The sequence below is a fragment of the Acinetobacter sp. MYb10 genome, from assembly GCF_002980175.2.
GTDB classification, from domain to species: domain Bacteria; phylum Pseudomonadota; class Gammaproteobacteria; order Pseudomonadales; family Moraxellaceae; genus Acinetobacter; species Acinetobacter guillouiae.
On record NZ_CP058272.1, the window covers coordinates 3849571 to 3863485 of the forward strand.

General features: G+C 33.6%; 9 protein-coding genes and 4 pseudogenes. 9 read left to right on the forward strand and 4 right to left on the reverse strand.

What is annotated here, in order from left to right; translation table 11 throughout:
* Positions 1 to 203: 203 nt before the first annotated feature.
* The 5 genes and pseudogenes from CQZ96_RS18055 to CQZ96_RS18075 form a co-directional block, all read left to right on the forward strand.
* Positions 204 to 1215 (forward strand): annotated as a pseudogene (locus CQZ96_RS18055) (IS3 family transposase); the annotation flags it as partial.
* Positions 1216 to 1326: 111 nt separating this feature from the next.
* Entirely contained in the window at positions 1327 to 3111 is a 1785-nt protein-coding gene (locus CQZ96_RS18060; RefSeq protein WP_105714656.1) for a hypothetical protein, read from the forward strand.
* Between the two features lie 207 nt (positions 3112 to 3318).
* Positions 3319 to 5484, forward strand: a complete 2166-nt coding sequence (locus CQZ96_RS18065) for a hypothetical protein (RefSeq protein WP_105714655.1) — start codon at positions 3319 to 3321, stop codon at positions 5482 to 5484.
* Positions 5459 to 7339 (forward strand): dynamin family protein, encoded by a 1881-nt coding sequence (locus tag CQZ96_RS18070; RefSeq protein WP_105714654.1) that lies wholly within the window; start codon positions 5459 to 5461, stop codon positions 7337 to 7339. The genes CQZ96_RS18065 and CQZ96_RS18070 overlap by 26 nt, the downstream gene beginning before the upstream one ends.
* Positions 7339 to 8001 (forward strand): hypothetical protein, encoded by a 663-nt coding sequence (locus CQZ96_RS18075; RefSeq protein ID WP_105714653.1) that lies wholly within the window; start codon positions 7339 to 7341, stop codon positions 7999 to 8001. Before CQZ96_RS18070 ends, CQZ96_RS18075 begins: the two co-directional genes overlap by 1 nt.
* Positions 8002 to 8298: 297 nt before the next feature.
* On the opposite strand, the pseudogene CQZ96_RS21925 reads toward CQZ96_RS18075, so the two are convergent.
* Together CQZ96_RS21925 and CQZ96_RS18080 are read right to left on the reverse strand one after the other, a co-directional pair.
* Positions 8299 to 8385 (reverse strand): annotated as a pseudogene (locus CQZ96_RS21925) (Fic family protein); the annotation flags it as partial.
* Positions 8386 to 8453: 68 nt separating this feature from the next.
* A pseudogene (locus tag CQZ96_RS18080) lies at positions 8454 to 8768 on the reverse strand (Fic family protein); the annotation flags it as partial.
* Positions 8769 to 9117: 349 nt separating this feature from the next.
* On the opposite strand from CQZ96_RS18080, the pseudogene CQZ96_RS21885 reads away from it, so the two are divergent.
* Positions 9118 to 9347 (forward strand): annotated as a pseudogene (locus CQZ96_RS21885) (hypothetical protein); the annotation flags it as partial.
* Between the two features lie 115 nt (positions 9348 to 9462).
* On the opposite strand, the gene CQZ96_RS18085 reads toward CQZ96_RS21885, so the two are convergent.
* Both CQZ96_RS18085 and CQZ96_RS18090 read right to left on the reverse strand, forming a co-directional pair.
* On the reverse strand, positions 9463 to 10461 hold the full coding sequence (locus tag CQZ96_RS18085; protein WP_105714652.1) for an NADP-dependent oxidoreductase: 999 nt from the start codon (positions 10459 to 10461) through the stop codon (positions 9463 to 9465).
* A 55-nt stretch (positions 10462 to 10516) separates the two neighbouring features.
* Complete coding sequence (locus CQZ96_RS18090; RefSeq protein WP_105714651.1) at positions 10517 to 11320, reverse strand: oxidoreductase; 804 nt, start codon at positions 11318 to 11320, stop codon at positions 10517 to 10519.
* A 235-nt stretch (positions 11321 to 11555) separates the two neighbouring features.
* Between CQZ96_RS18090 and CQZ96_RS18095 the strand changes: the two genes are divergently transcribed.
* Genes CQZ96_RS18095 through CQZ96_RS18105 form a run of 3 tightly spaced genes read left to right on the forward strand, consistent with a single transcriptional unit; the run spans position 11556 to position 13908 of the window.
* Positions 11556 to 12569: an alpha/beta fold hydrolase gene (locus tag CQZ96_RS18095; RefSeq protein ID WP_105714650.1), complete on the forward strand. Its 1014-nt coding sequence runs from the start codon at positions 11556 to 11558 to the stop codon at positions 12567 to 12569.
* Positions 12570 to 12606: 37 nt separating this feature from the next.
* Positions 12607 to 13470 carry an alpha/beta fold hydrolase gene (locus CQZ96_RS18100; protein ID WP_105714649.1) on the forward strand — a complete coding sequence of 288 codons (864 nt, stop codon included), beginning with the start codon at positions 12607 to 12609 and terminating at the stop codon, positions 13468 to 13470.
* A gap of 51 nt (positions 13471 to 13521) precedes the next feature.
* Complete coding sequence (locus CQZ96_RS18105) at positions 13522 to 13908, forward strand: helicase (RefSeq protein WP_105714648.1); 387 nt, start codon at positions 13522 to 13524, stop codon at positions 13906 to 13908.
* Positions 13909 to 13915 lie beyond the last annotated feature (7 nt).

Below are 13915 nucleotides of genomic sequence, written 5' to 3' on the forward strand. Positions count from 1 at the left end.
ACATAATTGTTAAACTCGATTTAGAAGAGTTTAAAGAGAAAGAAATGACAATTCAAACCGAAGCACAATTTGAAAATGAACTTATTGCACAGCTCAATAAGTTAGGTTATGCCAATGTCACCATTAATGATAAATCCGCTTTACTGTCAAATCTCTTCTAGGAGGGCGTTAATGACTCAGCTCAATCCGATAAAATCAGTATGGTTCAACTTCTGTCAGATCAACAACGTATTAAACAACTAGAACCTGAAAACAAAGAGCTACAATGAGCCAATGAAACTCTTCGTAAGGCAGTTGCTTTTTCGCGCGGGTGGAGTTAGAGACCGCCCACACAAATAATGGTTGATTTCATTCATGATTATAAAGCTCATTATGGTGTTGAAGCGATTTGTCAAACATTGCCAATTGCTGCATTCACTTACTATCGCCACTTTGATCGAATACAGAATCCTGAAAAGCGTTAGAAAAGAGATTTACATGATCAACATTATACTGAGCAAATTAAGTTAATATGGCAAGAGCCATGGACGTTATGGCATTCGTAAAGTTTGGCAACAGCTTAAACAAGATGGATATTCTATTACTCGCTGCACGGTACACGCCTAATGAAACAACTTGAAATCCAAGGTGTATGGCGTGGAAAGAATAAGCTAACGACACGCCATGCTGATCAGCAAAAGAGAACTGATGATTTGGTTAAACGTGATTTCACAGCTCAACATCCTAACCAGCTATGAGTGGCTGACTTTACCTATATTCAGACTCATTCTGGATGGATAAATACGGCATTTATCATTAATGTGTTCTCACAAGCAATCGTTGGTTGTAAAGTTTCCTTTCGAATGAATACAGATCTGGTACTTGATGCGCTTGAGCATGCACTTAATCCGTGTATGTCTAAGAATGTGATTCATCATATGAGGAGCACTACTCCGCAAGAGGGGTGCAGTACTTTCAACCTGTTATACTCAGTGATTGGAAACTGCGAACTTAAGAGCCTCTGTAGGAATAACAGGAGACTCGTATGATAATGCACTGGCTGAGACAGTGAATGGTTTATATAAAACGAAGGTGATTGAATATTTGAAATCTGATTGGTTAGGCTTAGCTGATGTTGAATTAGCTACATTGAATTGGGTAGACTGGTTTAACAAAAAGCGGCTACAGAGTTCAATTGGTTATGTTTCACCATTAGAGCTTGAAAATATGTACTAAGATAAAATTAGCATGTTAGGTCATGCAGCCTAACTTAAATAAACTGTCTCCGATATAGCCGGTACGGTTCACAAACATGCTTGAAAATAGTCAGAGGGTTGAACGTTATAAATGGAAATAAGTAAAACATATAAAATCATTGGTAGCCCTGTAAAAAAAGAGTACAAGGCTCCATTTGTTCCTTCAGCATTAGTATTTAATGACATAGTTGGTTTTTGCTTTACTGATTTCTGCAAAAAAATTTATGTTTGCTATAAACATAATGAGGACGTGCAGTACATACCAGAATATATTTTTGCCAAAATGATCACTTTGAAAGGCATGAAATCCCAGAGACATAATGCTAGAAAGTTAGCACTGGATTTGATTTTTTTAATGAATTATTCGTATTGTCCTTGGTATATTAATGATAATCAGAGAGAGCAAGCTATTGATTTTGAAGGTCTTGGTATTGATTTATACAGTCTTGGATATTTAGAACTACACACTACTGTTGCAACTAAGCTAGAACATCCTTATTTAGCAATAGCACTCGCAATGTTTTCAGATAACGAAACATTTAAATTTGATTCAGTTAAGTTTTCAGAATCTTTATGTGGAGTTATAAATAATCATGCGATTTATAAATATTGTCGTGATAATAAATTTTTTGATCATGATAAAGTGCTACTAGCTTTGTATGAGATAATCCACGAGGATGTCCTTTTATCTGAAGGAGGATTTAACTTTAGGCAATTAACTAGGATTGTTCTGAGTGCAGTTCAACAACAAAGCCAAACTTTATTAATGTTTGCTCATTATTTTTCCTATGATCATAATGAAAAAAAACAGTATGCACAGGCTTTTCTAGAAGCTCCAAATTATTCAAAGGCTTATAACTACTCCACTAGTTTGTATAAAAATGTAGTAAGAGATGCAATTACCCACTCAGATTGGGCGTTATTTGATCAGTTTTTTGGAATTTTAAGTAAAGATATAGGTTCAGATAATCCAGAAGTTCAAGAGTTTTTTAAAAGTGCCGCAACCAAACGAATAGAAAAGCAGAATAACTCTTCTCAACCCAATAAACAGGAACCAAAAAAAATAAACCCAAAATTAGATCATTATTTTTCTCCTCATCTGGCTACAGCAGTTGATTTAGTTGATGTTGATACCAAGAATTTATTTGGACTAGTTACGCTCTTAGAAGAAATTGGTGATACAAAAGGGATGTTTTTAATCAGGGAAAAATTGAAATACATATTTCCTGCTGAAAGAACTGTATTTGCATTACTATATGACTTAATTTCAAATCACGTTATCAAAATTGAGGAAAATCATTTTGATTTAATTCCAGAAAGTAAAATAAATCTTTGGGAAAGTTACTTAAATGCTCCATTTGAGGTGAATATTATTGGCTTTAATGGTGATAGAGCAATTATATTATCGGTTTTATATGAGGAATTATTGCGTCGTTCTGACATTTTTGAAGTTTGTCTTAATGCATGGGAATCTTTATCATATTCTTACTTTTATTCAAGTTATGAATACTATTCAGGAAATGTCACAGATGAATGGATTCAGGAATATGAAATACCTGAGGATTTTAAAAAGAAAATATTTAGTGCTAAACTCAGTTGTAGAAAATTTTCTTATATAGCTTTTAGTGCTGTTAAAAATGCTGTTTCATTTCACCATATGGGTGAATCTGCGGGTAATAGTCATACTCGTAATATGTTGACTTATTATTTGAAAAAGTATTTAAATCTAGCGGAAACCAGTCCTAATGATTATTCCAAACCGAGAATGGAAACAGCACCTATCTTCCAAGTTGAACAGTTAATAAGTCATGTTACTAGCATTACTCCTGAAGATATATACAATCTAGTTCCAAGTCTAAATTTTCTCGATCAATGAGTTCTAAATAAACGAAGTAATCATATTGTTGTTTAACAACTGGTATAAACAGTGTACTTGAGATTTTTTTTTTGGTACCTATAATAGAAAAATATATTAAAATTGGCTACTTATGTCTTTATTTTAATTGGCACCACAACGATTTAAGTGTATTAATTTTTGTATATTTAATACAATGATGATAATGAAAAAATAGGAAGATAGTAGATGGATAAAGAAGTATTAACTATTGGTAGATTAGAACGATCAATCGGTAATTTATTGTCTAGTTTAGTAGGAGTACCTAAATATAAGGAAATAAAGGATAAAATAATTTCAGTCAATCGTAAGCTACGAATTACAAAAGAATTGGCTAATACCAAATACATTGCTGTAGCAGGAACTCAAAGTGCTGGGAAAACACGTTTAATTCGTGAAGTTTATAATTTAGATGCTAAATGGCTATCCGAAAATGAAGGGCGTGGTGAAAAATTACCCCTCTTTATTCTTGAAAATAACACTTGTACAGAACCTTATGCTGTTAAAGTTGAATTAGATGAAGAACAAGGATTTGAAAAGGAAGTTGTAATTGAACCAGAACAATTGCAGGAAATATTGAGAAATTATAATACTGACAACACAATTTTATTAGTCAAATTATATGTTCCAATAAAGCATTTTAAAGGTGAGGAATTCGGTTTTGTATTATTGCCGGGCTATGAACTAGAAACACGTCAAAATGAAAAATGGCAAGAATTGATGCGCCATACGTTAACCCATGCATTAGGTTGTATTTTGGTTACTGATGAAACACGACTTGCTACAAATAGCTCACTGAAAATTTTGAATGATTTACGCAGTAAGTATTTAGAATATCGCCACCCAATTATTGCTGTAACTAAAACAGAAAATTTAACTGATGAAGAACGCCAAGAACTAAAAGAAACAGTAGCTGAGGTTTTTCATTTTTCAGGACAACGACGAGCTAATATTGTGTTAACAGGTGCAAATAATGATGAATATAAAAGCAGATGGGAACCAGCATTAATTTTTGCTATTCATAATAGCGCACTTAGTTCAAGAGAGTCAGAACACGCTAAATATAGTGAGTTAGATGAAATTTTATCCTATGAAATAGATTCTATAATTGATCAGGTTGAAGATACTTTATTTTCCATGGGGCTTAAATCTGTAGTTGGAAAAGATAAAACAGTTGAAGAAATTTTATCAAAATTTGATAAGGCTAAAGAAAAATTTAAAAAAGTTTATATTAAAAAACTTGCTGTTCAAACTCAGAGTTATGTTAACACAGCTATACAAAGCGCTGAAAAATCATATAAAAAAAATGAAGAGGGTTTGGGGAACTGGCTTAAAAATACAACCAATACATTGATACAAAATAGTGATAGTGATCGTCATAAAAATCGAATTAAACAATTTTGGTTAGATAATGATAATCCGGATGATAAGCAGCCAAGGACAATCATCGAGAGCAATTTATTAGCATTATCATATTTATCAAGAGAACAATTGAAGTTAGATATTGCTATAGATTTTGAACGAAATGGAACTTTGGTGACTAATACACAAGAGATTTTGTGTGATAATGTATCCCATGACACGACTGCCTTATTTGACAAACCAGAAGTAAAAGACGGGTTTAATTTATTATTTCATCCAAATTTAGTATTAACAGAGAACAATGAAATAAAATTTGATGAAAACTCTGATTTTCTAAAAGCTATAGAACTGGTACCAGCTGTTGTTATGGAATATTCACGCATTATGCAAATTGCTATAGTTGCAACACCTAGTATTAATATTGAAAAAGGAATGAGTGAATCTCAGTTAATTGAAAATATCGCAAAATCAACAAGTGAAGGTTTACCAAAATTTAAAGAGTCATTCATTCCAATTATGAGAACAATGGCTACAATTTTTGCTGTAGATATTGCTGTAGATGGAGAAATTGATACGATTCCTGCCCTTGTCTCAGCAATATCAGGAAGTAGTGCTACTATTGGTGATGCAACTACAGTAGGTGCAACTGGTATTGGTGGAACAGTATCTATGGTAGCGGCAGGCGTTATGATTGCAGGCTATCTTGCTTATCAAATAGGAAAGGAAACAGAGCACTATCATAATAGTCAGAAAGAATATATCGCAGCAGTACTAGGACATTATGGTGATGTAAATGTCCAAACAGGATTGGAACAGTATGATGATGTAATGGATAACATTCGTGCAATAATCCGCAATAACTTGGAAAAGGCATATGGATTGAATCAAGATTTACTTAAAAAAGATACAATATATCGTTGTCTAAATATAGTAAAAAATTCTCAAGAAAATTTACAAAGGTTATTAAGTGGAAAACAATCAAGATTGGCTTGAGATTTATAGACAACGTGATCAATGGGCAACAAAAGCATATCAGAATTTTCTGGATCAGGTTGATCCAGATCTAGAGGCCGATTTAACACGCTCTGATCAGATTACTATAGTGGTTTATGGTTCGACTCAAGTAGGAAAGACAACCTTAATTCTAAAATTACTTAGAATTAAGGTTGATTGTATAGATGAAGTTTCCAAACCATTACGCGGTGGTCGGGAGATTGGAAAATCATCAACAGTTATACCTATTCGTTATCGTAAATCTATTGATGATCAGTGGCATTTTAGAGATAGTCAGAATAAGTCTATTGATATAAATACAGTCGATGAATATTTTGAAAAACTACGAGAAGCTGTAGAACGAGGTAAATTACAGCAAAGAGAGATTATTGATGTTCATATCCCTAATAAATATTTTTATATAGATGTAGAGCAGAAGCCATTAGATATTCGTATTTTAGATTTACCAGGAATTCAAGCAAGAGATGAAAATGAGCAAAGGTATGTAGAAGAGATTACCAGAACATATGCGACCACAGCTGATCTTGTACTTTTGGTTGGACGATTAGATGATTTAACTTTCCTAAATCCTGAGAGATTAGCATTAAATGAATTTAAATCATGGACATCGCAGTTGAATCGATTTAGGATTGTTTTAACGTATTCTTTTTCACCAGTAACAATTTTAGATTATATAAAGGCAAAGAAAGAATGTTTTGATTTAGATAGTTTTAGGCAAAGGATTACAGAACAACTCTGTACTCATGATTTTATAAATTCGAATGAATATCAGGAAATAATATTTCCATTGGAATTTGGTCGTTCATTGTCAAATATGGAAAGCAAAAATCCTGATTATTTTAATTTAATTGAAAAAGTTAATCATGATTCATTTGTTGCTCTTTATGAAAGTTTACATAAGGCAGCAAATCCATATGCTCGTTTCATGAATGGTTTTAATGTTCAAAATTTGGTTAAAGAAAAAATTAAAAATGAACAAAATAACTATGAACAGCAATGCAAAAAACTGAATGAAGAACTGGAAAAATATAAAGAAGATACAGACTGTTTGAAAAATATTTGTGCTGATTATGAGTATAAGGAACAAAAAATTCAATATGAAATTAATAATTTATTGGATATAGAGAGGGAATCATTTATTACAGATATGATTAAGCAGTTTTCAACATTTTCTAATTCACAGAAACCAGATGTACATACTGTCACTGCATTAAAGACTTGGCTCAAAAAGACGACGTTACTATTGCGCCAGAGTTGGACAGAAGTAGAAACTTATTCAATTTTAAAGTCCGAGGAGTTTTATCTTGGGCAGCCTCCATCATTAGATACAGCCAACTTGGCATCTTGTTATAAAATGTTAAATGACTATTGGTTTGATGATTATTGGATTGATGCGACTTTCGACAAAGATTTCAATATTTTGTATCATGCTATTGAGCAGGAAATTGCTAACTTTGCTATTGATGCTGATAAACAAATTAAACAATATTGCAAACAAAAATTAATACAAAAGAAAAAGGAATTTCAAAAGATTAGAGATGAAATCAGATCATTTGTGTTTTCGAAAGATGAGATAGAACAGAAAGTCGGTGAGATTGAAAATACATTAAAAGTTCTGAATGCTAAACATGAAAAATTTATTATAAATATGATAGACTTGAAAAGACATGCGGAAAGTTTTCAATATTTGATGAAATGCTCTTTTAAAGAAGCATGTAAGCAGTCTAAGAAAGATTTTATTGATGAAAGAAATATCGTAAAAAAATTCCATAGGCTGTGGTATGGAATGATTTTGGAACAACAATATGCTAAATTCTCTGAGGTAAAAGATTAATGAAAAATGATACTGAGATTTTAAATGTAAATGATACCTCAATGGATGATCTCAAACAACTTGTTGATAATATTATTAATACACCCTTAAGTGAAAAAATTGAAAAGCATATTAATGATCTAAAATGGGATATCGAGAGTACTAAAGAAAAAATAAAAGACAATATTTCTATAAGTAATAATACAAAAAAAGAGTTTGAAAAATTATACGATGAAAATATTGATGGTTTTTCTTCTGTTAAAGATTTAATAGGAGATAGTAGTAAATTGATATCAAGAAATGTAAATGACAAATTCAATGATATTGAAAGTAGTTTAAAAGTATATCAACATGAAATTATCCAACTTGTAAAAGATTGTAGTAAAAGCTTTGAAATTTTGAAAAATGAAGTAGATAAAGATTTATTGCATACTGATAATCGATTCAATAATGTAGAAATAATTTTAGATAATCAGACCATAAATACTACAAAAAAAATTGAACTAATTCAAAAGGAATTAAATGAAAATTCTTATGAGTTAAAAAATCTTTCTTCTCAATTCGCTTATCAATGTCGAAAAAATAGTATACTACAGATTGGTATAATTATTGTAAGTATTGTTAATTTAATTCTAATTACACTATTAATTTATATTTATTTTGGCTTTGTTGCAAAAACCTAGCATAGAAAGCTTATTCAATTTTATTTCAAAATGAATAAGCCTACTTGTATCTTAAGAAAAAATCTACTTTTAGATCCTATGATGTTTAAGGGGAGATTACCATACTATAATACACTTCAGTACAGACTGTGCTCACTATGTTCCATTTATTGAGTTTATTCTACAAATGATTTTTAGATGAAATTGCAAAATCTAATGTTAGCGATCAAGCTATTTGAATACCCAATACGACTGGATATGCTTTAAATCCTGCCAATCTATTTCAGCTGTGATAACACAGGGGGGATATCTAGGTTAAATTAATTCAATGTTCATTAATAGATGTGATGTACGTCAATTACCATCAATGAACGGATGAATACCTATAAAATCAGCATGTATTTTAGAATAATCCTGTTCAAGGAGATTTTTTATGAAAACATCTAAATATTCAGACAGCTTAATCATGAGTATTTTAAAATGAGTTGATGGATATTTCTGATTTGCCATTCAGAAAAAGTTTCTTTTTTTCTAATGATGTCTTCAACGTAGTAGATTGCATTACGGTGGTTAATTGCCTCGAAATGTTCTCTTATTGCCTTTCCGCCAACAGTGATACCCTCTAGTACAACTTTAGTTTCTAATAACGTAAGTGTGTTTCCTTCGATAGCATTGGAATGATACGTCCATCAAACAATCAGGTCTTCTTGTAAATTTTTTACTATCGCAGGTAAAAGAGGGCGGTGTTGATCTAATTTATTTTTTAAATCATCAATGACTTCAAACATTACCTTATCCCAGCATGTGTGTAAAAGAATGATACATTAAAAAAGAATATCAAATAAATGATATGTTATAATATTTCATTTAAATTGTTGTAAATAATGATATACTCGGTACGCCATTTCAAATCCTGAATTTGGATTTGAACAAGATTTTTTAAATGTTTCAATGTACTCAATCTGATTTGGGTCAAAATTGGGTAAAATTGAATTTTAATAAAAATAAAAGGTAAATAAAACATAATGTTATTAATTTGGTTCAACTGACGCCACCTCCACCAAAACTCTTTATCTAAATCAGCCAATTTTTTAAAAATATTTTTATTGGAAAAGCTTTTAACAGTCCTAGTCTTGACCTTGGTTACTATGGGCACCTTCTTTTGGTAAAGATGTAGTTGATTTTAATTTAATGCGAGCGCAATTATTAGCGATTGGTGATACTGTTTTGGCTTTGCAAAATCATACCAAAACAGATATTGATGGGCCCTACACCACGTGGAGAGCAGCTGGTGACTAGGGAAACTAATTTGTTTACATACCAATAGTAGTGGTATTGAAGATGCACCTAGTGCTATACGAGAGTAACATCAACAGATTAATTATTTAAAATCTGTTCTAGACATTCAGAAAGGTTTACAGCGATAGGTTCGGGATTGGAATAAAAAAAGGCGTCAAAAAATGCCTATTTTTATCTGAGAAACTAGTCTGCGATTTGCACAACGACTTTGCCTTTTGCACGTCCAGTATTTACATATTGAAGAGCTTCATTCATTTGTGAGAATGGATATTCTTTATCAACGATAGGTTTAATTTTCCCAGCCTCAACAAGATCGGCTATTTGATAGAGCTGATGACCATTTGGCTGCATAAATAAAAATGAATAGGTAATGTCTCTTTTTTTTGCTTTATTACGAATTGACCAGCTTAAAAACGGAATGATAAATTTTAGTAACCAATTTGCATTAATTGCATCAGCAAAAGCACGGTCAGGTGGTCCAGAAATACTGATAATACGACCACCACGCTTTATAACGTTCAACGATTTTTCTAAAGTTTTTCCACCTTGAGTGTCTAAGACCACATCGTAATCTTTAAGTTCCTGCTCAAAATCCATTATTTTGTAGTCAATAATAATATCAGCACCTAGTTCTCTAACCCAGCGAGTATTTTTACCACTTGTCGTTGTAGCAACAGTTGCACCTAGATGTTTAGCAAGCTGAATTGCAATCGATCCTACACCACCTGAGCCAGCATGAATCAATACTTTTTGTCCAGATCTAAGCTTTGCAATTTCTACTAATGCTTGCCATGCGGTCAAGGATACAAGCGGTAGTGATGCAGCATGCTCCATTGAAATATTTTGAGGTTTTAGTGCAAGTGATGATTGCTGAACGATGGTGTATTCGGCAAAAGCCCCATTCAAATCTGTCTTAGCATAGACTTCATCACCGACTTTAAACTGAGTAACATTTGAACCTACTTGAGCAACGACACCTGCAAAGTCATTACCTAAAATAAATGGAAACTTCACAGGTAAAATCGCTTTGAATTCACCCTCTAATACTCGTAAGTCAAGCGGGTTGATACTTACAGCATGAACTTTAATGAGTACATCATTTTCTGCTAGAACTGGTATGGGTTGTTCACCCAGTTGTACATCATTGATATTGCTATAACGGTCAATATAGGCTGCTTTCATTTGGACCTCTATATATTTCTTTTCTGATCTTTAGAAATGGATTTATTAAGTTGGGTTAAACTTTCAAACTTCGCTGAATCAATGTGTCAAAGATTTTTACTGGGGCAAATCGTCTGATGTTCTTTAAGCGTTTTGCAGTTTTACCTGAGGTATAGCGTGCAAGTTTTTGTGGATTATTGATTACCTTTAAAATCGTCTTGGCGACAATACTCGGATCATCTGACTTATTAATTGCTTTTATCATGTGTTGATGGAGCTTCTCGCGAATGTGGTCATACGCTGAGATTTTTGCATCTGCTTCTAGTAAGTTTATGCCTAATGAAGTTTTGGTGTAAGCAGGTTCTATCAATGAAACGCGAATTCCTTGTGTTCTCAATTCATGATCTAAGGATTCTGAATAACCTTCAAGTGCATGTTTTGACGCAGAATAAAGTGCACCAAAAGGCATTGGCAGAAGTCCTAAAACAGAGCTAATGTTTAAAATAAGTCCAGATTTTTGTTCACGCATCACTGGAAGTACTGCTCGGGTCATTCGGACAACACCAAAGAAGTTGGTATCAAAAATTGTTTGAGCTTGTTGCATCGAACTTTCTTCAGCACCAGCGGGTGCGATTGCAAATCCTGCATTGTTAATCAAAACATCAATTCGACCTTCATTTTGAATCACTTTCTGAATTGCTTGATTAACCGAATCTTCATTATTTACATCTAGCTCAATCAGATTGAATTTATATTGAGATGAATCACTTGCACGTCGACTCGTACCATAAACAATAAAACCTGCTCCATGTAAAAGGTCTGCTGTTGCTAAACCAATACCAGAAGATGCACCTGTAATAAGAATCACTTTACTTGTCATACAACATTTCTCACACGTAATAGGTTGGCGATGGAACAACCAATTTCACCTTGATGTTTTGATCATAATCTAAAATTAAAATAGTTACTACTAAAAAGATAGTGACAATGCATTTTTGTTGATGTATTGTTGATATTAAATTGATACTGAATTTGTTTTTTATTTTCTTGGCTCAAGAAATAATTCATGAAACTCAGTGAAATCGGCTCAATGCATTAATCCTGAGGATAAAAAAATGAATTTTCTATTAAATACAATTGCGATGGGATTGACATTGGTCTCTGTTTTTATTTCGCCATTAACTCAAGCCGAAACAATGGCATCGATCTCTTTTAGTGACTCAGTGGCTAAAGGTGATGAATTATCACCAAAACTTATTTTCAATCAGCAAGCTGTTCAAAATCCTCAGTTAGCTATGAATTGGAAGAATGTACCCACTCAATTTATAAATGTTGGCGGAGTTAATTTCGCCTACAGAGAATATGGTCAACAAAATGGTGGAACGCCTGTCATTTTCTTAAACCATTTAGCTGCTGTATTAGACAATTGGGACCCAAGAATTATTGATGGAATTGCCGCAAAACATCATGTGGTGGTTTTTGATAACCGTGGTGTTGGTGCTACTACAGGTAAGCCTGCTCAGTCGATTGAGCAAATGGCAGAAGATGCAATTACCTTTATTCAAGCAAAAGGTTTCAACAAAGTTGATTTATTTGGTTTTTCGATGGGAGGCATGATTTCACAAGAAATCGTATTGAAACAACCAAACTTAGTAAGAAAGATGATCTTATCAGGAACAGGACCTGCTGGAGGAACTGGCATCAGTAAAGTTGGCCGTGTTTCCAATTGGGATTTAGTTCGTGGGATGGCAACACGCCAAGATCCTAAAGTCTATTTGTTCTTTACTCGGACGGACAATGGTAAAGCAGCTGCGAAACAGTTTGTTCAACGGATTAATGAACGTAGTGAAAATCGTGATAAAGAAATAACCATTTCTGCATATCGCGCTCAGCTAAAAGCACTAAAAAAATGGGGAAATAAAAAATCTGTTGATCTCTCAGTTATTCAACAACCTGTCTTAGTTGCTAACGGTGATCATGACCGAATGGTGCCAACAGTAAATACTTATGATTTGGCAAAACGCCTCCCTAATAGCAAGCTCATCATCTATCCAGATGCAGGACATGGCGGAATTTTTCAGTTTCATCAGGATTTCGTAAAGCAATCTTTAGCTTTCTTGGCGAACTAAGTTTCAACTTAGTTATGTATAAAATGGGATAACGACAATGACCACAATTAATCATCAAACCGCTGAAACACAATTTATAGAAGTTGATGGAGCCAAATTTGCTTATCGTAGATGGGGTAATGCGAATACACAGCAACCACCTTTGTTTTTTCTACAACATTTCCGCGGTGGGTTAGACAATTGGGATCCACTAATTACAGATGGATTAGCAGCGAACCGAGAAGTTATTTTATTCAATGGGCGAGGGGTCGCTTCATCTAATGGACAACCTCGAACTCGGATTGAAGATATGGCTGACGATGCAGCAGCGGTGATTCGAGCATTAGGTCTGAAACAAGTTGATTTACTGGGCTTCTCTTTAGGCGGTTTTCAAGCACAAGATTTGGTACGTCGCCACCCTGAATTAGTTAGAAAATTGATGTTGTTAGGGACAGGTCCTCGGGGAGGAAAACCTAGAGGCGATGATCCTGATGTTCCAGCTTTAGTATTGAAGCATGCCACCAGTGCTGTACCCTCTGAAGATGACTTTCTATTTTTATTTTTTGGTCGATCACCAACAGCAATTCAAGCAGGGCGTGATTTCTGGCAACGTCGCCATCAACGTAAGAATCAGGACCCAGCAAGTTCAGACAGCGTAATGCAGGCTCAGATTGAAGCCAATATGCACTTTTTACCGAAGCTTGATGAACAAGATCCTTTTGCTCATTTACGCGAGATTAAACAGCCTACTTTTATTCTTAATGGTGTAGATGATGTGATGATTCCTACCATCAATGCCTATCAGATGGCACTTAATATTCCAAATGCTCAGTTGTTTATTTATCCCGATGCTGGACATGGAGCACAGTTCCAGTACCCAGAACGTTTCCTCAAGCATGCAATACAGTTTCTAGAAGAGTAGTGCATCAGGATTCCCTAAGTATCTTCATATATTGATGAACTGAGAACTAAAATGATGAAATTTAAGTTATTACTGTGGATGTTGACTAAGCTTTTACAACGGGCTGTGAAAACTAACCCAAAATGTGCTGCTTATGTGAAAGACAAAAATGTCACATTTCAAATTCAAACAGCAAGTGGTGAAGGGCGTTATTTTGAAGTCAAAAATGGCAAAATAAAGTCTTATGCTGGACGAAGTAAATCCCCAAGTTTTACATTCACTTTTAAAAATGGCAGCACAGGTTTTGCTGTGCTATCAGCTAAAGATAGTGTCAATACATTTTTAACAGCCCTTAGAACACAGGATCTGGTAATTACTGGAAACTTTGTCGATGTCATGTGGTTTCAAAGTCTAGTCGACTTTATTCAACCTCAGCCTAAATCATCTTCAACTGTGTGAGCGAAGC

Coding starts and splice junctions, on each gene's coding strand:
- CQZ96_RS18060 (WP_105714656.1), top strand. CDS start 1,327: ATGGAAATAAGTAAAACATATAAAATCATTGGTAGCCCTGTAAAAAAA.
- CQZ96_RS18065 (WP_105714655.1), top strand. CDS start 3,319: ATGGATAAAGAAGTATTAACTATTGGTAGATTAGAACGATCAATCGGT.
- CQZ96_RS18075 (WP_105714653.1), top strand. CDS start 7,339: ATGAAAAATGATACTGAGATTTTAAATGTAAATGATACCTCAATGGAT.
- CQZ96_RS18085 (WP_105714652.1), bottom strand. CDS start 10,461: ATGAAAGCAGCCTATATTGACCGTTATAGCAATATCAATGATGTACAA.
- CQZ96_RS18090 (WP_105714651.1), bottom strand. CDS start 11,320: ATGACAAGTAAAGTGATTCTTATTACAGGTGCATCTTCTGGTATTGGT.
- CQZ96_RS18095 (WP_105714650.1), top strand. CDS start 11,556: ATGAATTTTCTATTAAATACAATTGCGATGGGATTGACATTGGTCTCT.
- CQZ96_RS18100 (WP_105714649.1), top strand. CDS start 12,607: ATGACCACAATTAATCATCAAACCGCTGAAACACAATTTATAGAAGTT.
- CQZ96_RS18105 (WP_105714648.1), top strand. CDS start 13,522: ATGATGAAATTTAAGTTATTACTGTGGATGTTGACTAAGCTTTTACAA.